Below are 24,707 nucleotides of genomic sequence, written 5' to 3' on the forward strand. Positions count from 1 at the left end.
TATGCCTGTTCAAGCGAACGACTCTCGATCAACAGTAAAGGTGGTCGCAAATGCGGCGATGGATCCTCAGCACACTGACACTTGGCCTTACGCTGGTATCCAACCCCAGCGCAATCAGGGCCCAAGATGCATCAGGTCCCCAGCTTCGTAAACTCTCGGTTCCTGCGGCACAAACCCGCTCGATCGCCACCAAGCTTAGCTTGATTTATCGCGATATACCGGGTGTGCAAATCTCGCCTGACGCCCACAAAGATCAACTCGTCGTAATGGCGCCCGAAGCGGCCCAGCGCAAGATCGCCGCGCAGGTGCATTCGCTGCTAAATTCCGAAGAGGTGCAACAAGCCTCCGCGACCGGTCCCGTCCATGTTCAGTTGCGGAACGTGACTTGGCGTGAGTTCGAGGACGACTTGAAACGACTCGCCGGGTTACCGCTACCGATCACGACCACTCGCAACGGTGAACGAGCGTCGTTCCAGCTCAGCGCTCCCCCGTTACAAGGCACCACCGTCGAAGTGGATCGACGTCGCAATCTTGTCACGGTGATCGGCGCCCAACAAAACCAACCCGGTTGGCAGAAGGTCATCAACACGCTCGACGTCCGCTCGGCCGATCAATCCAAAGTCACCGAACTGCTGCGACTCGAAAACGCCGAACCGGCACCGATCCAACGAGCGATTCGATTGCTCGGTGAACTTGACGCCCGGCGTGTCAAACCGATCACCGCCGAGGCCGCGTTCCAAAACGCATTGTTCCAACAACCTGCCCCCGCACCGAACAACGCAGCGGACGACACCGCAAAAACCGCCGATGTCGCGAGTGACGAAAAAGGGGGCTCCGGCGTGATCGGAGACACCCAAATTCAATTCGTTCCTGAGCTCGGTACGATTATCATTCGCGGTGCAAAACGCGACGTCGAACGAGTCATGGAAGTGATCAAGGAGATTGAAAAGCAGAGCGATTTGACTCGCCCCGAGATCGAGGTGGTCAACCTTCAACACGCCGACAGCAATGCGGTTGCAACGCTGCTAAAGCAACTCTACGACGACGTGCTTTCGGCGCGCCAAGGTGAAGTCAGTATCACAGCGCTCGATTCTCCCAACTCGCTATTGTTAATCGGCCGCGCCGAAGCGATCAACGGCGTGCGCGACCTGATCGCCAAAGTCGACATGCCTGTCGATGACGCCAGCCGATTGCGGATTTTCCGTCTACAACACGCCTCCGCATCGGACGCCGAAGAAACCATCCGCAACTTCTTTGTCGATCGTCCGGGCGGAGGTGAAGATCTTCGTCCCGGCGTCGGTCCGCGCGTGCGCGTGCTCGCCGATTATCGTACCAACTCGCTGATCGTCAGCGGCGCACCACGCGACATGGATGAAGTTACGCGGTTGATCAATGACCTCGATGTTCAACAAATTTCTGCGCAAAGCGAAATTCGAATCTTCCCGCTTAAAAATGCCGTCGCCGAAGATTTGGCGCCCGTGATTCAAGCCGCCATCAATGGCGATGCCGAAGGCGCCGGGACTACCGAGATCAGCAAACCATCGACCACGTTATCGATGGTCACCGTCGATGCCGAAGGCGAGCGTCTTCTCGACTCGGGGATTCTTGCCGGAGCCGTGATTACGGCCGATCCGGGTGCAAACTCACTCGTCGTGCGTGCTCCCGCCTCGAGCATGCCGTTGATCAACGAGCTGATTCGCCAGCTCGATAAAACCCCGGGCATTGGCTCGCTCGTTAAGGTATTTACCGTTGAAAATGGCGATGCAGTGCAATTGACCACTGCCTTGACCGAGCTTTTTGGTGCCGATGCCGCGACCGGCGGAACGACCGTGGGCGCGGGCAATCGAGTCGGATTGCCAAACGCCACCGCCGCCAGCGATAGCTCGCTCGTGCCGCTCCGCTTCAGCACCGACCAACGAACCAACAGCATCATCGCTAGCGGTTCGGCCGAAGACCTCGAAGTCGTCGAAAGCATCCTGTTGCGACTCGACGGTGCGGGATTCTCCGAACGGATCACCGAAGTGATTTGGCTTCGCCATCAAAGCAGCGATAACATCGCCACGGCGATCCAAACCTACGTTCAACAGCGTACGCAAGGCGTCAACACGATTCAGCAGTTTCAACAGGGCGGACTGGGTCCCTTCGACCTGCCGGATCGCGATTTGATCGTCGTCTCCGAGCCGGACAGCAACACGCTGCTGCTGAGTGTTTCACCGCGTCTCTACGAAGACGTGCGGCGTTTGATCGACAAACTCGACCGTCGCCCCCCCATGGTTTTGATCAAAGTCTTGCTGGCCGAAGTCAAACTCGACGACTTATTTGAAATCGGAGGCGAAGTCGGCCTCCAAGACTCACTGATGTTCGACCGCGGCGTTGCATCCGGTGCGATTCCAGGCGCCACGCCAGGTTCCGTTCCCGGCTTTAACTACAACGGCAACAGCACTCCGAACGTGAACTCGTTCGGTAAAGAAGATCTCGCCGGACGTGGGCTGACCAGCTTCGGCGTCGGTGCGGCCAATGGCAACTTGAACTACGGCGGCTTTGTTCTCAGTGCCGCTAGCGAATCGGTCAGTTTGTTGTTGCGGACGTTACAAGACAGTTCGCGTCTTCAAATCCTCAGCCGCCCTCAAATCATGACCATGGACAATACCGAAGGTTTGGTCCAAGTCGGGCGGACGATCGCACAGGTCACGGACGTTATCAATAACGGTGTCGCCGGGACCCAAGTGGTCACCACACCACTGGAAATCGGCTTGATCATGCGAGTTCGCCCTCGCGTGGGTGCCGACGGCTTGATCATCATGGACATCGATGCCGAACGATCCGACCGCGACGCCTCCAGAGGCACCCCGGTTCCCACCGGAGATGGCTCCGTTTTGATCCAGGACATTTTGAAGACGACTGCCCAATCGACGGTCGCGGCGTACAGTGGTCAAACCGTGATCTTTGGTGGTTTGATTCAAAAGACCCGTGGTAACTTTAGTCGTCGCGTTCCATTCTTGGCCGACATTCCCATCTTGGGATACTTCTTCAAGTACGACCAAGAAACAGAAAGTCGTTCCGAGTTGCTGGTGATCTTGACTCCGATGCTGGTGACCGGCGAAGAGGACTTGGATTACGTCAAAGCAACCGAATCGAGCCGCATGAGTTGGTGTTTGGCCGATGTGGTCGAAATGCACGGCGACGTGGGATTGAGTGGAGGCTATGGATTGTGGGGCCCTGCAACGGGCGGAACCATCTATCCCGACTTGCAACCCACCGTGGACCATTTCCACCACGGATCACAACACGCGATCCCCGCCAACACGATCCCCACTGACGCGATCATCTTGGACGAACCGATGATGATTGATTCCGGGGCATCGAAGCTCGACTCTCCGATGATCTACGAATCAAATGCGTTTCCCGAGCATTCGCACGAGCAACCGGCTTCGAGCACAGGGGTACCTATGCCGCAGCCACAGCAACAGGCCGCCCCGCAGACGTTCGCGCCACAAGCTTCGGCTAGACCCTCATTGGGCACACCGAGCGACGGTCAACCGCTAACGCTACGTTCGGCTCCCAACGGCTTAGACATGCCACCGGTTCAATTCCAATCGCCTCCGTTCGGTGCGTTCCACGAGAAGACCGATTCCAATCATCCCACGATCACGGGCCCTGTGGTAAATCCCTACTCTCAGCTCGGCGAGGAACCCAGTGCGAACCAAGTCAGTTGGCTGCAAACGTCCACCGCGGACAAGGCAGTCGATTTTGCTCGCTTCAACGGCACTCGCCCCCAACGCTTAGGTTCCGTTGCGGACCCTCGCGACACGCCGATTGGCCAACCCGATCAGCTTCCGATCGAAACCGCAACCCGAGTGAACCCAATCCCGAGCATCTCCCCGAAGACATGGATTCGATAATGACACAATCACGAACAGCATCCAGCCCGTCGCGATTGCCTCGGCGTGCTCTGGACTCCACCGTTTCCATCGCCCCCACGGTTGCCAATCGGTTCACCCAATCCGTCGCCATCATCATGATCGCTTCGGTGATGGGTTGCACCACGGTCGGCCCCAACGGCGAGGTCATCAAGAAACCCAAGAGCTCCCTTGCCGAAAAGATGCCTTGGGCAAAGAAGAAAGACGCGGTGCCGGAACCGTATCCAAATCCAGTCAAGATGGCGGCAACGTGGACCCCTGATACCCTGGTCCAAACCAATCGCACTCCGACACGTGGCTTCGGCGGTCGAATCTTTTTTTACGATGAAAAATCACGCGCCGTCCCTGTTGACGGAACGCTTGTCGTGCATGGATTTGACGAGCAAGCGGAATCAGCCGATCAAGCAACCAAGCGATTCGAGTTCACTCCGGAGCAATTCACACGTCACTTTAGCCAATCGGACCTAGGCGCTTCCTATAGCGTTTGGGTGCCCTGGGATGCTGTCGGCGGTGACGTGCGACGCATTTCCTTGGTCGCCTCGTTCCGAACCGAGGCGGGCGTCACCGTCCAAGGCGTGCCGGCGACCGTAATGTTGCCTGGCAAAGAATCGGCAGAAACCGCACTGGCGAAAGCCGAAACCAAGCTGTCGCCCCAGTACCAAGAGTACCGAAAAGCTGCGGCGTCGATCAGTACGCAAACGTCGGGATTGACCACCACGACCATCCAACGCCGCGGCCGAAACACGCCCTCGCAATCGATCGAACCATCGCCAAGCCCAATCCCAAGTGCACAATTGGTGGAGGGACGGTCCACTCCGTCGGCCGAGATCAAGATGAGTAAACGAGATTCGCAAAGCGACATCCGCCCCGCCAGCGTCAGTTTGCCACTGCAATAGCGGGATCGGGCATGTGAAGCCATCGACGCAAAACGTAGCCGCAAAACGTAGACGGAAAACGGAATTTGACAAATGCCCATCGCGGCGTTTGCGGTTTCTCGACAAGCCGCGTTACGCCATCTCCGCTATATTTTGCGTATCTCCGTCGGCAGCTCGCCTTGATAACGTGCCTGGGCGAATTCGCGGTACCAATCCGCAAGCAAACGCATTCCCTCGGAATCGCCCTTCCTCTCGAAATCGTTGTAGGCGTCTATTCGGTCGGCGAACTGATGCATCGTCTCGTTCCCCGAACGGACCAACGCCCTTCGCTGCAAACGACGATCGATTCGCTTTAACATCTTCCGGCTTCGCAGCTCCAAGGGATCCGAACTGCGTCGCGTCCCCTGCCGATAGCGTCGCCAAACAACAATCGACAACAGCAAAAACATTGGGGCATGCAAGAGACGCAACAGTGCCAACACCGAATCGCTGGACTGAATCGAGACCATGAACGCAGCGAGCGAAGAACCAACCGCAGCGATGAACGTACTTCGCGCCGCTAGAGGTGCCCCGGCGAGGTCGCACTGCCGATCTTCCATTGGGCGGTTCGCGAGTGCCGAATAGCGATGCCCGGGAGTCGACTCGACCGCAAACCACGTTTGCGATTCCGCGTCATACACTTCTGCCCATGCATGAGCGTCGCGATTCCGAGCAACCCAATATCCTCCATTCCGGAGATGCTCGTCGACCACATAACCGGTCACATAACGAGCCGGAATTCCCAACGAACGCAGCAACACAACCGTGGCCGAAGCAAAGTATTCACAATGTGCCGGGTGCCGCGTTTGTAGAAAGTAAACGATGGGGTCGACTCCCTCTCTAGCCCTCGTCAGATCTAATGAATAATCGAAATGGAGACGAAAGAAGTCGACAATCTTGTTCGCTTTTTCACGCACGTCCAAATCGTCAACACAAATGTGTTCCGCCAATGGCTTGGCAACGCTTCGAACTTCCTCAGGGACCTGAGTCAACAATTCGTGACGGTATCGATTGAGTTCCTCCTTCGCCGGCTCTGCAGCAACAGCGACCACGTAGGGCTGAGTGACGTCCACCCCATAACTCACCGATTGATGATGCGACACGTAGACACAGGTACTCTGGGCTTCGATCCAACGAGTGCCTAGAGGCAGGAAGATGGTCGTCCCCTTAAATGGAACATTGTGAACTTCCATCGTCTGCACAGGATCCTTCGATTCGGAGACAAATTCAAAATGGTCCAATTTATTCCCGCGACCATGTTTCAAATTCGACAAGCCTCGCCCCGCTGCAAAAACGGAACGAATTAGATTGGGATTCATTCCCTCAATGGAATTACCGTCGTAAGTGCTTTCGATACACCAACGGGATTGTTTGTAGAAATCAAATACCGTCCCACGCAAATAACCGGGTGTATCATGCGCATAGATGCGCAACCCGATCTCATCCGCGTTCTGCCCCTTATCCGAGCATAGCGATCCTAACGTGGACCCGCTGACGTAGCGAGTTCCGACTTCCGCGAACATACTGTACGAGGCTTCGACGCTGTTTTTCAGTGTCGATTGAACCGCGGCCTGCATCTGCGGCAACACGGACCTCGCGACAGTCCCGATCACGCCAGTCACGATGATCATCGCGACCAACGCAAACGCCGACAAAATGACAACGCTGCGATTGCATGCACGGTAAGAGGTTTCTGGGGCGACAGCCGCATTTTGGTTTGCCCCTGCCGCTTCACTTAGCGAAGAAGATCGCGTGCGAAATCGCGAGTCCGAAAGCGGTCCACATCCCAAAATGCATTGGGAGGCAAGTGCATATCCCGAACAAAGGCACAAGCCGACGATCATTTGGCTCGCCGAACTGCTAAGCGTGTCGCCTGTGGAGACACAAAGCAGCACGATCATCATCCCGAGCACCAGCATCAATGGATGCCCCTCCGCTCGGCGAATCACCCACAAAAACGCGATCCACGCCAACGCGGCATGCACAACGCCATCGGCCACCCCAGTGAACGGATCGGACTGTGACGATATCACCAAAGGTCCGGCACGCATCACCAGGATCGCCAGCAGACACGCCCCTCCGGCGACCCGAACGCCCATTCGAGGCGTGGCCTCCACACGTGCCAACGAGTCAGCTGGGTTGTGAGAATGGCTTTGAAGATACCGCTGGGCCAGCAACGCAGCGGCGGCAGCCAACGTGATACAGAACAGCACCGCCCAGGTTTGGAACGTATTGCCAACGAACGCGCCGAGCGCTAAATACAAAACCACTAGAAACCATTGATGACGCAACAACATGGGATTCCAATGCGACTCGAGTCCGGCGGCCTACAGAGGTGTATTCCGCAACCACCCGACATTCTATCGCACTGCCGCGGCCCCTGCAGCATAAAGCCCGTGGTCCGTTCGCCTCATCAAAATGCCCCGAAAAGCCGGGCCATCGTTGACGAATGACATCAAATGCGTTGGATTCAACGCGACAACGCCCCAGAAATCAGCACCAGCTACGGTCGCGACAGACTCGCACAATCTCGTCGCTGACTTGTTTAATCGACTTGGCGGAGGTGTCAATGCTCAGATCCGCCGCGTCGGCGTACAGCGGCTGGCGAGTCTCAAGCATTTGACGGATTTCGTCCAAGACTCCCAGCGATGTCAACGCCGGACGGTTTGCCGTCGTTGCCACATCCGCGGCGATCCGGTTTGCCAAGGTCTCCGCCGTCGCGACCAACCAAATACAATTCCCGCTCGCGCGCAGAATCGCTCGGTTCTCCGCTCTCAGTATTGCGCCTCCGCCGAGCGAAACCACCGCAGGCGACTCGGCGGCAACGACGCGAAGCATCTCTGACTCGAGGTCTCGAAACCCGGTTTCACCGGAATCCTGAAAAATTTCGCGAATCGAACGTCCGGCGTGGGCTTGCACACGCGCGTCGAGATCAATCATCTCTCGCCCCATCGCAGCAGCCACCAAGGTTCCAACGGAAGTTTTTCCCGTTCCACGATATCCAGTGAGATAGAGATGATTCAACAACAGGTCGTCGACTTGAGAGCGATAGAGGTATCAGAAAATCGAAGGAGGTCTTGCCAAGTGACCACGATCGTGGATCGCTCGGCATTCAACGACGCAAGGGCGGAATTTCTCAGCCGTCCTGCGACGCGTCATTGGCAACCTCCGTCGGGCTCAACATCCTACTCGGCTGTGCCCAAGTGAGCAATTCGAAATCAGGCCGCGCGTTTCCCGCCCCAACCCCAGCGTTGCTCGAGCCACTCGATTGACCATCGACGTCCATAATTGACGATCGACGTCCATAGCGGAATTGTCCATCACCACTACGGGGTCAGCTAGGCCACTCCTCTGAAACCAACCTTCTTGATGCCCGAGCGATCCAGCCGCCCTGTCATCGGTGACGGGACGGATCCAGTTGCCGCAGGACATAACCAAGTCAACTTCGATCGGGCCGAATGCCCCTCGCGTTTCGGAAGCCCCTCGCGTCTCAATAAAACCGCAGAAGGGAATTCGCGATCTTGGGCCATGATGATTACGGTCCTGACGCAGTTACTGCAGGTACTGAGTGTCGCGGTTGCGGCGAAGTTCAGGATCGCTGGGCCTCAGCCGGGCTGTGTTCAAGTCGGAGGCACCGTCGACCAATGCGATCAACGGCTCGCTAGCGTCAAAGGCAGCTTCTGCCGCCGCCGGTAGCGAGAGCTCGGTCGCCGAAATCGCATCCCCTTGCTCGCCGCTGCGCAACCGTCCCGCCAGCCACACACTGATCAACCCGATGCCGGCGGCAAGCCAACCCACGGTTCCAAAACCTTCCAACGGCGCCCCTTCGCCGGCTTGAGACACCATCAATCCTCCAACATACGCACCGATTCCGCCAAAGAGATGCTGGACGGATGAGTTCGCACTAAGAAACGCTCCACGATTTCGCGGCGCAACGCTGGCGGTGATCATCGCCATTGCGGGAATCATTCGACCGACATTGCAAACCATCAACGCTCCGAAGACTGCGACGGCAAGAATGATTTCACCTGAACCGAGATGGGTGATCGCAAACATTAGTCCGGCCGAGAGAGGAGCGATCACGCGAAACACGAATAGCTTGCCTGCTCTATCGGCCCAGCGGCCAACCAGGGGAGAGGCGACAAACGTCAGCCCCCCTCCAACAATGTACACCCAAGGCAATTGCGATTCGGACATTCCGATATTTCCGACATAATAAGCACTGACGTAAGGGAATATCAGGAAACCGCTACAGGTCAAGGCAATGATCAGCGCAAACGCGTTTAGATGATTGCCTACCGTGAACGTCCTGCGAAGCGATTCCAACGGGGAAACGTGAGCCTCGCCAAAGTGAGCATCCAAGGTGGGCAGCGCATACGCCGCCATGAAGAAAATCGGCGTCCCGAGTAACCCCAACGCAATGAACGTCATGTTCCAACCAAAGTGGTTGCCTATCACCAACCCAAATGGGACGCCGACGACCGAAGCGATCGCAAAGCCCGTCATCAGGGCGCCGGTAGCACGCCCGCGACGATGATCGGGAAAAACGTCTCCGATGATCGCCATCGAAAGGCCTCCCAGAATGCCGCCAAAGGCCCCCGTGAGCACCCGAGCAAAAACCAGAGTTCCATAGTTGGGTGCGAATCCACACAACAGGGTGCCTAGAATGAATCCAGCATACAGCACGAGAAATGCAGATTTTCGGCTGAAACGATCCACCGTCGCCGAGGCAACAAGCCCAGCCGCTCCGGCCGCAAGTGTGTAGGAGGAAACGATCAGCCCAAAGGCCGCGGGATCGATATGCAACACTCGCATTAACTGAGGACCAAGCGGCATCACAATCATAAAATCGACGATGGTGATGAACTGAACCGTCGCCAATACGAACAGAATCCACCGTTCGTTGTAGCTAGGGTTGCCACGCGCATCAGCCTCAACCATGGACCACTCGCTTCGATGGAAAAAAGGGAATCTCGAGCAAAGAAACGTCCCGCGAAGACGCATGCACACTTTAGACAGAACATAGGTGTATGGGTTCGCTGTGATTTCAACAAGGTTGGGCAGGTTTCATTTCGCGTTCAACGTACCGGGAAGCAGTCGCCCCCCGCGATCGCCCAAGAGGAAATGAATGAACAGGAGGAAGCCGAGAGAACAGAGGGGAATCGGCTAACACCTCCGTTCCCTCCTGTTCAAGACCACCACGCTCCTTCAGCGAGTGTTAAGCGCGCAAGCAGCGATAAGCATCCACACTACGATTCCTCGACCGAACCATCGACGGTGCTTCAGCGAGCACAGGCGTGGGAGCGGTTCCAGAAACCTTTGATTTGTTCAGGATCCTTTGATTTATTCTAAGGACTGCCCCCCAGCGAAGCCGCCCCCCCGCAGATTGCCCAAGTTGAAATGAATGAACAGAAGGAAACCGAGAGAACAGAGGGGAATCGGCCAACACCTCCGTTTCCTCCGTGCTCTCCTGTTCAAGCCCACCACGCTCCTTCAGCGAGTGTTAAGCGCGCAAGCAGCGATAAGCATCGACACTACGATTCCTCGACCGAACCATCGACGGTGCTACAGCGAGCACAATCGCGGGAGCGGTTCCTGAATCCTTTGCTCGGTCGGAACTTTTATTTTGTCGACGCACCCCGCGACGCCTGGGCGATGTTTGTTCGTTCATGCAAAAGCTTGGTGGGCGTGAACGGAGTTTCGTTCCATCGCTCGATTTTGTCTTTGCTCATGAAACATCCCGTTTGCTAAAAACGTCATGGTCCTCCTGTGGCGTACTGACACAGCAAGCGTTTTTCACGCATATCAGCCACGTTGCAAATACTCACACCATGGAAAGCATTCCTCTGGGGGACTGTTCTGGACCATCCAATCGCTGCGACCGTTACAGCCTCGCGGACTGGCGTCAATTGCCCATCACATTTGACTTGTCATCATGACCGGACACTGCGATCTGTAGTACATATTCGTATACCCTCATTGCTCAGTGATTAACCGGGGCACTCGTCTTGATGGGGTTTCCGTTTTTCAGTTTGCGAGCGATCGCATTCTCGATCAACAATTTTTCAATCTCGGGACATCGACCTGTGCGTAGAAGCAGAGAACGAAGCAGACGCGGGACGGCAATGGTGGAATTGGCGGTTTGTATGCCAGTTCTGTTCCTCGTTGTATTTGCCTCGATTGAAGCCTGTAACATGATCGCGATGAAGCAAGTCATCTGCGAATCAGCCTACGAAGGGGCACTGGTCGCCCTGAAACCCGATGCAACGGAGTCGGATGTCGTCGACCGAGTCAATGCCACGCTCGCATCTCGTGGCGTCACGCCATCCGAAGTTTCCGTCGCAGGCGCTGGAGGTGCTGCCTACAGTACGCTGGCCCGCGGCGATACGGTCACCGTGACCATCCAAGCGGCTACCAACGGAAATATCGCCGGGCCTCAATTGTTCGGATTTACTCACTCCTTGTCGAGTCAATTGACGGCCATCAAGCAATAAACCATGGAATCGCAATGAAACATTCAAGCATCCAATCCCGAACATGGGCAAATCGTTGTCGCCGAGGGGCAACCGCGGTGGCCTTTGTCATCATGCTTCCTGTGTTGATGTTGTTGCTCGGGTTCTCCGTTGACCTTGCCTACATGCAATTATCGCGTGCCGAACTGCGCGCGGCAACAGACTTGGCCGCCAAGGCCGCGTCCTCTGAACTGGCGGAAACCGGCGATACCGCAAAGGCGATCGCCAAAGGAAAGCAAATCGCCAGCGCTAACAAGGTCGCCGGGAACGGGCTGACACTTCAAGACACGGACTTTGTCTTTGGTAATACCATTCGATCCACCACTGGCAAATGGACGTTCACTGCGCAGGGTTCGCCTATGAACGCGGTTCAAGTCAACGGTCGCCGCACCTCGGATGCCCCCGATGGCGAAGTTGATCTCTTTTTCTCCGGTCTGCTTAATGGCGAGGGCTTTCAAACGGTCGCCGACGCAACCGCAGGTTTCATCAACGCCGATATTTGTTTGGTCCTGGATCGATCGAGTTCGATGAAACTGGCCGCTTCGAATACCGCTACGGGCATGGGCGGCGGCGATCCTCGCTCCTGCGATATTCCGTGGGCGGATAGTCGATGGATCGCACTGGATAACGCCATCAAAATATTCTTAGCGAAGATGAACGATACCCTTGCGGAAGAACAAGTCGCGGTCGTGACCTATTCCAGCAACTATACCGCCTGTGATGTGACAAACCAGAACGTCACACTCGATCAACCCCTGACTTCCGACTTTAGCAGCATCACATCTGCGATGGAAGTTTTGAGTACCACCGTGTGGGGCGGCAACACGGAAACAAGCGAAGGCATGTCGCTCGCTCGAACCGAACTTAATGGAGCCGGCGCTCGCGCTACCGCAGAAAAGATCATGGTCGTGCTGACCGATGGAGCCTATACCAACAACGTCCATCCGGCGGATGTGGCAGCATTGGCTGCGGGCGACCGCATCAAAGTACATACCATTACATTCGGTTCCTGTCCCGCTTCGGTGATCTCCGATATGCAAGATGCTGCCATCGCAGGCGGTGGGTACCATTTCCACGCGCCTGACGCCGCGACCCTCAATGATGCGTTTAGCAAAATCGCAGGTTCGATCTCGATCCTGACCCAATGATATTCTCGATACCCCAAGCCACACCAATGACCCGATCGAGAAAACCACGTCGCGCAGCCGTAACGGTAGAGTTCGCCATCGCGTTCCCCATTCTGCTACTGTTCACCTTCGCTGGAATCGAGTTCTCTCGGGTGAACATGATTCGTAATACCGCGATCAACGCGGCATACGAAGGGGCTCGAAAGGGAATTGTGCCAGGGGCCACGTCATCCGAATGTGCACAGGCCGCAACTCAACTTTTGAACTTCGTTGACATCAGCGGTGGGTCCGCGGTTGTTACTCCTAGCACCATTCAAGCCAACACCAAAGCGGTCACGGTCACCGTAACAGTACCGATCACGTCGGAGAACTCGTTCATCGCGCCCCAGTACTTCCTGGGAAGGAACATCGTCACCAGCGTCACGCTGCCGCGTGAAGCGACCTTCTAGTTAAGACAATCGCAGCGGCCCCGCGGCCGCTCTCGGTTGCCACTTCCGCATCAATCTTGCTGTCCTACAAATCGCCCTGTCCCGACACTGCGTCTCCAGTCACGCCGACCAGGAACCGCGGTTCAGCGAGGCTGGGGATTGGGCACTTCAATTCGATTCGGCGTTCCCCTGAACACCGAGCACAATGGATTGCCCAGGAAGAAATGAATGAACACGAGGAAACCGAGAGAACCGAGGGGAATCGGCCAACACCTCCGTTTCCTCTGTTCGCTCCTGTTCAATTCCGCCACGCACCTTTGCGAACGGTAAGAACCGAACGCGGCGCTGAGCATCGTCATTTCGATGCCACGACCGAACCGTTGACGGTGCTACAGCGAGCACAATTGCGGAAGCGACTTCCGGAACGTTGGTTTTATTAACAAACGAAGTGATGACGCATTCTGCAGGGGGCTCTAGCTTGCGACTCACGCCACAGACGCGTTAGGTTAGACGCGACTTCTGCCCGTCATCGAAGTGCGTTGACGGCATTGATGAATCACTCGGCAACCTCTATCCACAAGCCTGGAAATCGATCCATGAGCCCACTCAAGTTGGAGATTTTGGCGTACGAAGAAACGTCGCTGGGGCCACTATGCCTGCGTCGACGTGAACTGCAGGCTGAACCGGGAACGGTGGTCACCGAGGTGACTTTGAACCACGAATTCTTGATGAGTAGTTACAACACCGACTCAGAGCGAGCGATTTCAAATCGAGCGGTTGAGATCCATGGCGGTCGGCAACTCAAAGCGTTGGTGGGCGGCTTCGGTCTGGGCTACACTGCCTGGGAGCTGTTGCAACGTGATGGTGTTGCGTCCGTCGAGGTGGTTGAATATTTGCCACAGGTCCTCGAGTGGCTTCGCGACGGTCTGATTCCCTTATCAACCGAATTGAATGCCGCCGAACATCTGCGACTCACGCCAGGTGATGTTTATCAGCGACTGCTTAGCGAGCCTGAGGAAACGTTCGATCTGATCGTCATCGACGTCGATCATTCACCGGGTGACCAGCTGGGCGAAGTCGAGCATGAATTCTATACAGCCAAGGGGCTTGCCACCGCAAAGTTACATCTGGCCGATGGCGGAGTGCTGGCGGTGTGGTCCTATGCGGAAAGCAGCACTTTTTCCGATGCATTACGGGAGACGTTCGACACCGTTCACGTTGAGCCGATCAGAACCTTCAACGCCCTGGTCAATGATGAGCAAACGGACTGGTTGTTCTTCGGCGTGAAGTAAACGAGCACCAGCGTCACACCGCACGTGTTTCGCCCAGCGTCTGCGATAACGCTCATCAGGCAGCCAGCACGTCAGACATCACGGGGAACGGGGAACGGAACATCCATTCTGACAAACGCCGCAAACGGTCCTTTCGGCGAGTAGAACGCTGTTTCTCGGGTGTTAGGATACGCTTTGTGTTCACGGTTTGCCCCGGAGTTCACCTTTGCGGTATCACAATATTTGATCCGAATCCAATGAATCACGGTCCAATGTATCACTCCCCAATGGACCACCGAATTGTCTCCGAACCGCCGGTTGCATTGTTATCGGGCGACGTTAACGCATATTGAGCTTCCTGGAGATTCGCCTGATTCGCGACCCAAAACCGCACGTCCAAGTTTGCCCGCAAATCACGCGAATGAACGACGCCCTCTAGCCGTGGTAGCGACCGCAGCGATCGAGACCAATGCGAGAGGAACGACACGAATGGACTTAGTCCAACCACAACCTCAGGTGAAATCGGGCGATACACCTCCGTTAGAACGCTAAGCCTCTTGCTGATCGATCACAGGTGAGAACCTATTTTGGTCGGAACACGGAGGTAGGAAGATAGGACGCTCGAAACCAGCCCTTCGGCGATCTGTACTGATTCGGTTCGCACGCACGAAAGCGCTATCTGCAATCCACGCATTGAGAAATGCGTGGCCGCCCACGCTAGTTTGCCTCAACAGCCAATCAGCAGACTGACCGATGGGTTCTTTCTCGAGCCAGCGAGAATTGCACCCTCAATCATCGATGCGTTGTCGAGAGTGAGGACGACTTCTTAACCAGCACCACGCGTTCCAAAGAAATCGAGTTCTTCTCATCGCCAGTTCCGTGCGGGAACATCGGGCCTTCAAACTTCACTAACGTCGTTGTCTTCCTGCGAAACGCTGAAAACATCCGGCAGCGGCAAGCCTTTGTCTTTGGCGTCCTGGTGCGATTTGCGAATAATCTCCCGTAACAGCTTCAAAAACTCTTGCCGCATCTCCGGATTCGACATCGCCAATTCAGCGGTGTTAACCGTCGGAGCGCCCGGTCCACGGACGACAAACCAATCGGGATGCTGGGCGTAATACTTGGCGGGCGAGAGGATTTTGAAAAATGTGTGAACATGATATGGAGGACCGTAGTCACGGCCGCCGCCATACTCTGCGCCGATGGGCCAATCGCCATCACGATTCAATCGATTGCGAATCGCAAAGCGGCCATTGTCATTGCCGTAAGTCGCGTAGATATCGCGGTAGGCGAAAGCCGGTTTGCCACTCACATCCATCGCCCGCACCGAGAGTGAGCCCCGCTTCGGCACGGTTTCGGCCCACGGACTCCACCAACGCACGCCAGCCACATCTTCCAAAAAACGATACGTGGCGTACAGTGTTCCACGCGTTCCACCGCCGACTAAAATCAAATTGTCGTCTTGCGTTTTCATACGCCATGCTTCGGACGCCACAGTACTCCCAACCACACCTACGCTTTTAGCAAACGCGGTGTCGCCAACATAAATCGCCGTCGACGTCGCTGTGGCCGGTTCGTTTTGAACCGCGAAGTCACCGCCGGTAATTTTCGTCAGATAATCGCTCAGTTCGCGAGCAGCCGTCTGTTCGGGCAGCGTCGCGTTTTGTGGGAGGATAATCGAAACGTTGCTCTCGGCGTTGAATGTGAACGCTACGGGTTGCGCTGAACCAATTGATAGAGTTGCCAATGCCAGGATGGGCGCGAATACGAATCGAGCAATGGCAGGTAAGCTAAAGCGTTGTTTTTGAATCATGGTTTTTATAATTTACTATCGCTTTTTGTCTGCTTCTACTTGGCAAACGCACTTACTTCGCTAGCGCACGGTTCAGAAATAACTTCGTGCAATCGGTGATCATGTTAAATGACTCATTTTCACGAAGGTATTCACCGGAAATCGATGCGAAAGAGCTTGGATGACGAATGCGTCGTTTTTTTGGTTCGTTGTCGGAACTAAACGGATTGCCCAAGAAGAAATGAATGAACAGGAGGAAACCGAGAGAACAGAGGGGAATCGGCCAGCGTCTCCGTTTCCTCTGCTCGCTCCTGTTCAATCCGACCGCGCACCTCTGCGAGCGCTAAGAACCGAACGCGGCAAGGAGCATCGACATCACGATGCCACCACCGAACCGTTGACCGTGCTACAGCGAGCACAATCGCGGGAGCGGCTCCAGGAACCTGGGTTTTGTTCAAAGGATTGCCCAAGAAGAAATGAATGAACAGGAGGAAACCGAGAGAACAGAGGGGAATCGGCCAGTGCCTCCGTTTCCTCTGTGCTCTCCTGTTCAATCCGACCGCGCACCTCTGCGAGCGCTAAGAACCGAACTCGGCGATGAGCATCGACATCACAACGCCATGACCGAACCGTTGTTATGTCGCGTCCGGGTTAATCTTCCCACCAACTTCTCCCCCCTAGGACTTCATCTAAGTTCAGCTCCAGGGGTAGCTGAACAAGCGTGAGCGTTTTGGATCGTGCGGCAAATACGACGAAAGTCTTGACGACTTCCGCTACGGTCAACCCCCGATTTTCAGTTCAGACAAAGCACTCGTGCGTTGTTGCAACTCGGTGCCTCTGTGGACTACTGGAAAATCAGGTGGGATGCGGGCCAGGACTGCTCTGCAGTTTAACGAGGCGACCAATTGGGATGCGGCGTGTGCGCTTCGTCCATGTACTTCTTCGCTTGCTCCACCACCTCCGGGTGCTCACTCGCGATGTTGTCTTGTTCGCCTAAATCGCGACTCAAGTCGTACAATTCGACCGGCCCCGTTTTCATCGGTTGGCGAATCGCTTTCCACTCTCCAAAGCGAACCGCTTGGCGACCACCTTGCTCGTAGAACTCCCAGTACAAATACTCGTGTTGCTTCTGCTCGGCGGTGTTGCCGGTGAGCGTGGGTAAAAAGCTGATGCTATCGACATTGGGTGGCAATTCCGCACTGGCCATCTCGGCTGCCGTCGCCATCCAATCGCCAAAATAAGCGATGTGGTCGGACGTTCCCCCTGCGGCAATCGTCTCAGGCCACCACGCAATCGCGGGCACTCGGATTCCGCCTTCGTACAACGCCCGCTTGATCCCTCGCAGCGGTCCCGAGGGATGGAACGTATCGAGGTTGTGACCGGCCTCGTTGTGCGGCCCGTTGTCGCTGGTGAAAAAGACGAGCGTGTTCTCGGCAATCTTTAACTCGCGAAGTTGATCGAGGATTCGGCCCACGTCACCGTCCATCCGCGTGATCATGGCCGCTTGCCCCTTGTCTTGGTCGGACCATGCGTGATCTTTGTAGATGCCAAAATCAGGCACCTCCGCGCCATTTCCGGTCAAGCGAAAACCTTCGTTGTTGGCGTGCGGGATCGTCAACGATAAAAACAAAAAGAAGGGCTTCTCTTTCTGAGCATCGATGAACTTCATCGCTTCGTCGACAAACAAATCGTGCGAGTAGTCGATTCGCTTGGTCGCCGCGCCTCCGACAAAACCGCGTTGGGGGTCCTTGCCTTCGACCCGTTTGACAACATTCTCCAGAGCAAGCTTTTCATCGTTGTTCCAGACGAACTCGGGGTAATAGTTGTGCGCGTGAGTTTGATCTAAATAGCCAAAGAAGCGATCGAACCCCTGCTTCAACACATAGCCTTCGTGCTCCGCTTCCCCGAGCCCCCATTTTCCGATCAATCCGGTGGTATAGTCGACACCTTTGAGCACCTCGGCAACGGTAACGTCCTCATCGCGAAGCGACTGAATCGACCGATTTCCGGGCCTCGCGTTTCCGCGCACATGCGTATGTCCCATGTGTTGCCCCGTCATCAACACACTCCGGCTGGGAGCACAAACCGTATTGCCCGCATAGAACTGAGTGAAGCGAAGGCCCTCGGCCGCCATTTGGTCCAACCGAGGCGTCTTGATCTGAGTTTGACCGTAGCACCCCAAATCACCGTAACCGAGATCATCGGCCATGATGAAAATCATGTTCGGCGACTTCGCCGTCGCCAGCGCCGTTGACAAACATACAGCAGTGGCAACCAGCACACTGAAACGCAAAAACGACATTGAGCACGTTAGATGGTGAGAGAATTGGTCGAAAAACGAGATTGAGGTTGTTCCAATATACACAAAACCTAAGCAAATCGCGTCGACCCGCTAACTCGAGGAAGAGAGGCCTTCGCTGGAGGGGCGGCCCCAGCAAAGCCATCCCCAGCAGATCGACCAGGGATCGGCACGCTAGAACATTTCGAAATCTGATGCCGCGACCGTCGCAAGTCGGTGCACGACGTTCTGGCGACCCTAGCGATGGCTTGAATCTCACGACATTTTTCAAATGGCTCAAAACGCATCAGCGTAGGAAAAATCGAACTTAACTCGGTCCCCGCTAACGCGTTGGATTGTGATTTCCTTGAACAAACGACCATCACGCAATATCGAAACAACTCGGCGGGAGTTCGTATTCCCCCCCTAATTGATCGCCACCACACCCGAACGGCGAAGATATACTAATGGGGCAAACCGGACCCCCGCACCAAAGCCGGTCCGGTCACGATCGCGGGCAGACATGACTCCCCCTTTGGCCCCCAACCAATCGCGAGCCCCCCCTAATGAGCGAAACAGGCAACGCAAGAGCAAGCTCGACCGTCCCCAGCTCGACCGCCCCAGAAATACATTCGGAGTTGACGAGCGAGAGTGACGCATGGGACCGTTTTCTTCAGACCTCGCGACCAGACATTGGTTACAAACAATTTTCCTGGTGGGGCGATCTACTGGCATCGCGTAACTGGGGTCAATTTGTAGTGATGATTCGTGACGCAGGCGGCCTGCCCATCGGTGGTGCGAGGGTCTACGTGCGTTACTTCGCCAAGCACCGGTGCTACTACCACATCCCCGATGGGCCCGTTTTACCCGCCGACCCTAACGCCGCGGAACAGGTCTTCGCGGCGACGATGGAGCGGATCGATGAGCATCGCCAAGCCGATCCGTGCCGGGTCAGCCATCTTCGCATCGAACCTCGTTGGCAAACCCAACCGAACTTCGTCTCCCGTTTCCGGGCGACGAGTATGTGCAATGAACCCCGCGACACCCTCTGTATCGACCTTGACCTGAGCCCCGATGAAATCTTGCAACAGATGAAACCCAAAGGCCGCTACAACGTTCGTCTGGCTGGCAAGAAAGGCGTCACCGTCGTCGAAGATAACTCGCCGCAGGGCCTCGCGGACTTTGTTGGCCTCTATAAAGAAACGGTGCAGCGACAACAGATCGACGCACACTCGCGGAACTACTTTGCGACGTTAACCGAGTTGCTCTTTGCACGTGATCGCGGTTCGCTAATGTTCGCACAATACGAAGGGATCCGGCTTGCCGGCATGCTGATGATCCGCTGTGGTGATTACGCCACCTACAAATACGGCGGCACGCGATTGTCCCATCGCAGCGTGATGGCACCGTATCGATTGCACTTCGAAGCGATGCTCGATGCCAAAGCACGTGGGCACAAATGGTACGACTTCTACGGCGTGGCGCCCGCCGATCAACCCGATGATCGCTGGGCCGACTTCAGCGCCTTCAAGAGAAAGTTTGGCGGACGCGAGCTTCATTTTGGCCCCGCACTGGACCACCCCTACCATCGCGATGCGTACCGCGAGTACCGAGAATATCGAAAATAGAGCGAATGCAGCCCCGAGGAGCTAACTTGGCTTAGCCCCTTGGCTGCGGGGATCCGAATCCCTGTCAGGAAGATGCCTTATTCACTAGACTGACCATGGTGAACGAAGCACCGGCCCATTTTCGAGAAGAACGCGACGCATGAAACCGATTCGGAACTTTTGCATTATTGCCCATATCGATCACGGCAAATCGACGCTGGCCGACCGGCTAATCCAAGCCTGTGGTGGCATTTCGCTACGTGAGTTTCATGACCAAATGCTTGACTCGATGGATATCGAGCGAGAGCGGGGGATCACGATCAAAAGCAATACGGTCACGCTCGATTACACTGCCCCGGACGGGCAAGACTATCTGCTGAATCTGATCGACACCCCAGGCCATGTGGACTTCTCTCACGAAGTGCGGCGTTCGTTGATGGCTTCCGACGGCGCCTTGATCGTGGTCGATGCCTCTCAGGGAGTGGAGGCTCAAACGGTGGCCAACCTCTACTTAGCGCTCGAATATGATCTGGAGCTGCTGCCGGTGATCAACAAAATCGATCTACCTGCGGCGGATGTCGACCGAGTCCGCGAGGAGATCGACGCCGATTTGGGACTCGATCCATTTGCTGCGATCCCGGTTTCCGCCAAGACGGGCGAGGGCATTGAGGATGTGTTAGCCGGTATCGTTAAAAATCTACCTGCCCCTCAAGGGGATCCCGACGCGCCGCTCAAGGCATTGGTCTTCGACGCCCATTTCGATAAGTATCGAGGGGTGATTCTGCAGTGCCGCGTGATGGATGGGACACTGAAACCTCGCGATACGATCCATTTCATGCATGCGAATCGTGACTTCAAGGTGGATGAACTGGGCTACAACCAATTCAAACTCAATCCCAAAAAGCAGCTCAGTGCTGGCGAAGTCGGCTACATCGTCGCCGGGGTCAAGAGCGTTCAAGACATTGAAATCGGCGACACGATCACGTTGCTGGACCGCCCCGCGGCCGAACCGATCCCCGGTTACCAAGAAGCCCGCCAAGTCGTCTTTTCGTCGGTTTATCCGATGAGCACCGACGAGTACCAAAACCTCACCAAGGCGTTGGACAAACTCGCGATCAACGACGCCGCGCTGACCTATGAAAAGGATAGTTCAGCAGCCCTCGGCTTTGGATTTCGCTGTGGATTCCTCGGGCTGTTGCATTTGGATGTAATCCAGGAGCGTTTGCAGCGCGAGTTTGACATCGGGTTGGTCATTTCCGCCCCCTCGGTGAAATACAAACTGGAGCTCACCGACGGCACGACGCTGGAGGTCGACAACCCCAGCTATTGGCCCGATCCGATGAAGATCGCCTCGGCCAGCGAACCCTATATCAAAGCATCGATCCTGACGCCCGAAGAGTACGTCGGTCCGATCATGGAACTGTGCCGGGAACATCGTTCGGAGACCCAAACGATGAATTATCTCTCGGCCGGACGAGTCGAAGTGACCAGCGAGATGCCGCTCGGCGAAGTGCTGTTCGATTTCTACGGCAAACTCAAGATGATCACGCGCGGCTACGGATCGTTTGACTACGCTCCGATTGAATATCGAAAGACCGACGTCGTGAAAGTCGAAATTCTGGTCAACAAGGAACCGATCGACGCACTCTCGTATTTGGTCCATCGCGACAAGGCGCGAACGCGGGCGCTGCACTATTGCGAACAACTTGCCGAAGCCATTCCCCGTCACCAATTCAAGATTCCGATCCAGGGTGCAATTGGCGGGACCATCATTGCCCGCGCGACGATCCAGCCGTTCCGCAAGGATGTGACCGCAAAATTGTATGGCGGTGACGTCACTCGGAAAAACAAACTGCTCGAAAAACAAAAGAAGGGCAAAGCCAAGATGAAGCAGTTCGGCAGCGTCAATATCCCCCAAAAGGCCTTTATCTCGGTGCTCCGCGCCGAGAAAGACTGACGCGACGCCTAACGCATTTTCAATTTGATCGAGCAGCTACGTCGCCAACCGGTGGACCGCGTTCTGGCGAGCGCAGCGACGGCTTGAATCCCGCGTCATTTGTCAAATGGACGGGCTGTCAAATGGACGGGCTGGCAAATGGACCGGCTAGCAGAATGGACGGGCTGGCAAAATCGACGGGCCCAAAAATGGCGGTCCTCGCCCCCAATCCCCATCCAATAACGCCACTTCAAAACCAGCGATCACGCGACTTGGCGAAAACTCGCCGAGTCAGATGACGCCAACTGCTGCGCTTGCTGGTCTCTCAAATCGTTATCGATCGCTGCGAAAATCTCGCGGATCAACCGCGTTGATTTCCCCCAGTCGTACCATTGAGCGGAAATCGTTGTCGCCAACGAAACCTGAACATAACCGTCTCTGACTTCGAGCAAGATCTGCAGCTTGCCACAATGGGTGATCAACGTCGCTGGAATCTCTGCGGACAAGTAACACTTCTCGACATCCTGGCGCACCTCGGCAATCACCAACGACTTGGATGCCATCGCGCACAAGGTCGCCAATAGTACGCGTCCGGGTGGCGCTACAAACGCATGCTGTGCTTGTCGATCGGTCTTGATCCCCAGTTTATCGCAGATCGGCACAATCACTTTGCTGAGTTTGACCAGCGACACCCCGACCGGCGATACGGCATCAAACACTGCCAATAAGTCCTCTCCGGTGACTCCTTGCTGAGTGTCACGGGCCACGAAGGCAATGCGATTTCGCGCGTCGGAGTTCCCGAGCACCGTTTCGTATTGAATCGATTCGGTCCAATGCATCACCGCCTCGATGATCGCGTCGACGCTTTCGGTTGGAGAGTCGTCTTTGCCAACGATGGGATCTTGACGTTGGCCACACTCGGCGCAAAACGCGGCTGCCCCTTCGGCACCACAGTGAACACAGTACATGGATGTCGTTCCCAAATTTCCGAGTTGCCAGATTGCAGAGTGACCTGATTGCGACGTTGCCACACACCGCCGCGTCATTGCCAAGGATGCACGGCACTGAGCGCTGCCAGGTGGGTGGCCCGAAGTTAGCTCATTTTTCGCTCCGATAGCAAGCCAAGATGTTTGCTTACCTCTTCTTCTTTCCCGCCGTGGAACCACGCCTCCTCGTTGCGAAGTACCGAGGCAGGCGTCTTTTCCCTGAATTAGCCGCATGGTGTTAGCCTAGGCGGTTAAAACGTGGCACATGACTCCGGATTTGCTTGCACCGCTACGTTTCCCTTGGGTCTCGTTTCCATTTCATTTACGCCAATGGCGAGAATCAACCTAGCCCCGGGACCTGGTTTTGCGAGCATTGCGAGTAAGCCGGAACCCTAAGTTGCCAATCGCCCCCACCTTTCCTAAAAGGCGATCACGGAGACGACCTTTGAAACCCAACGCATGGATCGTATCTTGGAACCACGCCAGCGTCGCGGGCTCAGCACTGGCTGTGCAAAACCGCTTGGCGGTCGCGGTCGCCAAGCGAACGAGTAGAATCAGCCCAGAATCCGGTCTACCGGCCGGCCGACCCCGATGGTCCCCCGCTTCGTTTCTCTAGCCCCTGCACATCCCATGACCCAGCCCCTCTTCCGAGTCGACGTTAGCAAAGAGCAGTTTGTTTTCTCGGCGGCCCACTTCATCACGTTCGCGGGCGATATCTGTGAACGACTGCACGGACACAACTATGCAGTGCGTGCCAGTGTGGAGGGGCCGCTCGATGAAAACCGCTACGTCGTGGATTTCATCGCGTTACGCGATGCGGTCTTAGCGGAAACATCGCAGCTCGATCACCATGTGATCCTGCCGGCGAGTCACGCGGAGATCAAGATTACCAGCGATGCAAAAGAGACGACGGCGACGTTCCGCGATCGCCGCTGGGTGTTCCCCAATGAGGATTGCGTGATCTTGCCGGTGGTGAACACCACGGCCGAAGAGATCGCCCGGGTGATTGCCGAGCGTGTCATGCGGGCGACACGTGAGAAGTTTGGCGACGCGTTAACCTGGTTGGAAGTCGCCGTCGATGAGAACGCTGGCCAATGGGGCGTCTGCCGCATGCCGTGGGCCTAAGACTCGCTTCGTCACTGAAGGTAATCGGAAGTAGGAAGTAAGTCACTGACGTACTAATGCGTGTCCCCAGGGCACGCATGTCGATATCGGGTGGCGACGCCAAAGGTCTCGATGGCAGATACCTAGGTGGGGACACCCAACCTGCCCTACCGAAAGCACCTCCCCCCGATGTCACCGTCTCTTCGGAAGTACCTGCACGGGTAAAAAGGGGACGGTGCGAATCACGCCTGCACCCACATAGCCGCACCCAAACCACCCGATTGGAGATTGAAATCGAGACATCGAGGGTGGTCCCACCGCTTTTCGGCGGGTTGCAATGCACTTCTACAGACGGGTTCCTTGTAAATACGTGCCGATCGTGCGGCCCTCTCTTCCGTCTAACTACTACCGTCATTACGTTCCCAACCAGGATGCTAGCGGATGGGGGATTCTTGAAGGAACTTGTCTGCTGGTTCACTAATGGGGTCGATACTTCATTGTGTGAGAGGGAAACAACAATTGATTTCACTCTCGCTGGCTCTGCCGTATCACACGTTATTGAAGATCACAGTGTGTGGTTTTCGCTAACCCAGGGTTACGCACTACTACAAGTCAATCCAACGGAGCGACTTGGCCCTTTTTGCGGCAGTGCTAGCTCAACCTTCCCATAACTAAAACATCTTTGGAGATAACCACGATGCGTCGTGTATTCATTCCTGCTTTGCTAGCCGTTGCCTTCGTCGCTAGCTCATCGGTCAATGCAAGTGCATTCGGCCTTTTCGACAAACTTTGTAACAACGGCTGTGACAGTGTTTGTTGTGACGTTGAACCT

General features: G+C 55.8%; 15 protein-coding genes. 9 read left to right on the forward strand and 6 right to left on the reverse strand.

Annotated features, from left to right (window positions below):
• Positions 1 to 50: 50 nt before the first annotated feature.
• Together Pla52o_RS22560 and Pla52o_RS22565 are read left to right on the forward strand one after the other, a co-directional pair.
• On the forward strand, positions 51 to 3,902 hold the full coding sequence (locus Pla52o_RS22560) for a secretin N-terminal domain-containing protein (RefSeq protein ID WP_146596898.1): 3,852 nt from the start codon (positions 51 to 53) through the stop codon (positions 3,900 to 3,902).
• Positions 3,902 to 4,816, forward strand: a complete 915-nt coding sequence (locus Pla52o_RS22565; RefSeq protein WP_197169438.1) for a hypothetical protein — start codon at positions 3,902 to 3,904, stop codon at positions 4,814 to 4,816. The genes Pla52o_RS22560 and Pla52o_RS22565 overlap by 1 nt, the downstream gene beginning before the upstream one ends.
• Positions 4,817 to 4,941: 125 nt before the next feature.
• Here the strand turns inward: Pla52o_RS22565 and Pla52o_RS22570 are convergent, their stop codons facing one another.
• The 3 genes from Pla52o_RS22570 to Pla52o_RS22580 form a co-directional block, all read right to left on the reverse strand.
• Positions 4,942 to 7,131 (reverse strand): transglutaminase-like domain-containing protein, encoded by a 2,190-nt coding sequence (locus Pla52o_RS22570; protein ID WP_146596899.1) that lies wholly within the window; start codon positions 7,129 to 7,131, stop codon positions 4,942 to 4,944.
• Between the two features lie 196 nt (positions 7,132 to 7,327).
• Complete coding sequence (locus Pla52o_RS22575; protein WP_197169439.1) at positions 7,328 to 7,861, reverse strand: shikimate kinase; 534 nt, start codon at positions 7,859 to 7,861, stop codon at positions 7,328 to 7,330.
• A gap of 525 nt (positions 7,862 to 8,386) precedes the next feature.
• Positions 8,387 to 9,775, reverse strand: a complete 1,389-nt coding sequence (locus tag Pla52o_RS22580) for an MFS transporter (RefSeq protein WP_146596901.1) — start codon at positions 9,773 to 9,775, stop codon at positions 8,387 to 8,389.
• Between the two features lie 1,184 nt (positions 9,776 to 10,959).
• Here Pla52o_RS22580 and Pla52o_RS22585 point away from each other — a divergent pair.
• The 4 genes from Pla52o_RS22585 (at position 10,960) to Pla52o_RS22600 (ending at position 14,193) form a co-directional block, all read left to right on the forward strand.
• Positions 10,960 to 11,328 (forward strand): TadE/TadG family type IV pilus assembly protein, encoded by a 369-nt coding sequence (locus Pla52o_RS22585; protein WP_261343358.1) that lies wholly within the window; start codon positions 10,960 to 10,962, stop codon positions 11,326 to 11,328.
• A gap of 14 nt (positions 11,329 to 11,342) precedes the next feature.
• A complete protein-coding gene (locus tag Pla52o_RS22590; protein WP_146596903.1) occupies positions 11,343 to 12,494 on the forward strand; it encodes a VWA domain-containing protein in 1,152 nt (383 codons plus the stop codon).
• Positions 12,495 to 12,520: 26 nt separating this feature from the next.
• Entirely contained in the window at positions 12,521 to 12,922 is a 402-nt protein-coding gene (locus tag Pla52o_RS22595) for a TadE/TadG family type IV pilus assembly protein (protein WP_197169441.1), read from the forward strand.
• 575 nt (positions 12,923 to 13,497) lie between these two features.
• Complete coding sequence (locus Pla52o_RS22600) at positions 13,498 to 14,193, forward strand: hypothetical protein (RefSeq protein WP_146596905.1); 696 nt, start codon at positions 13,498 to 13,500, stop codon at positions 14,191 to 14,193.
• Between the two features lie 877 nt (positions 14,194 to 15,070).
• Here Pla52o_RS22600 and Pla52o_RS22605 read toward each other — a convergent pair.
• Both Pla52o_RS22605 and Pla52o_RS22610 read right to left on the reverse strand, forming a co-directional pair.
• Positions 15,071 to 15,985: a DUF4838 domain-containing protein gene (locus Pla52o_RS22605; RefSeq protein WP_146596906.1), complete on the reverse strand. Its 915-nt coding sequence runs from the start codon at positions 15,983 to 15,985 to the stop codon at positions 15,071 to 15,073.
• An 868-nt stretch (positions 15,986 to 16,853) separates the two neighbouring features.
• Complete coding sequence (locus tag Pla52o_RS22610; RefSeq protein WP_146596907.1) at positions 16,854 to 18,266, reverse strand: arylsulfatase; 1,413 nt, start codon at positions 18,264 to 18,266, stop codon at positions 16,854 to 16,856.
• A gap of 737 nt (positions 18,267 to 19,003) precedes the next feature.
• Here Pla52o_RS22610 and Pla52o_RS22615 point away from each other — a divergent pair.
• On the forward strand, positions 19,004 to 19,870 hold the full coding sequence (locus Pla52o_RS22615; RefSeq protein WP_197169442.1) for a lipid II:glycine glycyltransferase FemX: 867 nt from the start codon (positions 19,004 to 19,006) through the stop codon (positions 19,868 to 19,870).
• 139 nt (positions 19,871 to 20,009) lie between these two features.
• Entirely contained in the window at positions 20,010 to 21,806 is a 1,797-nt protein-coding gene (gene lepA / locus Pla52o_RS22620; RefSeq protein WP_146596909.1) for a translation elongation factor 4, read from the forward strand.
• Between the two features lie 242 nt (positions 21,807 to 22,048).
• Here lepA and Pla52o_RS22625 read toward each other — a convergent pair whose 3' ends face one another.
• On the reverse strand, positions 22,049 to 22,753 hold the full coding sequence (locus Pla52o_RS22625) for a hypothetical protein (RefSeq protein WP_146596910.1): 705 nt from the start codon (positions 22,751 to 22,753) through the stop codon (positions 22,049 to 22,051).
• Positions 22,754 to 23,401: 648 nt separating this feature from the next.
• On the opposite strand from Pla52o_RS22625, the gene Pla52o_RS22630 reads away from it, so the two are divergent.
• Positions 23,402 to 23,896, forward strand: coding sequence for a 6-pyruvoyl trahydropterin synthase family protein (locus Pla52o_RS22630; RefSeq protein ID WP_146596911.1), 495 nt, complete (start codon positions 23,402 to 23,404; stop codon positions 23,894 to 23,896).
• Positions 23,897 to 24,707 lie beyond the last annotated feature (811 nt).

It is taken from the genome of Novipirellula galeiformis (assembly GCF_007860095.1).
GTDB lineage: Bacteria > Planctomycetota > Planctomycetia > Pirellulales > Pirellulaceae > Novipirellula > Novipirellula galeiformis.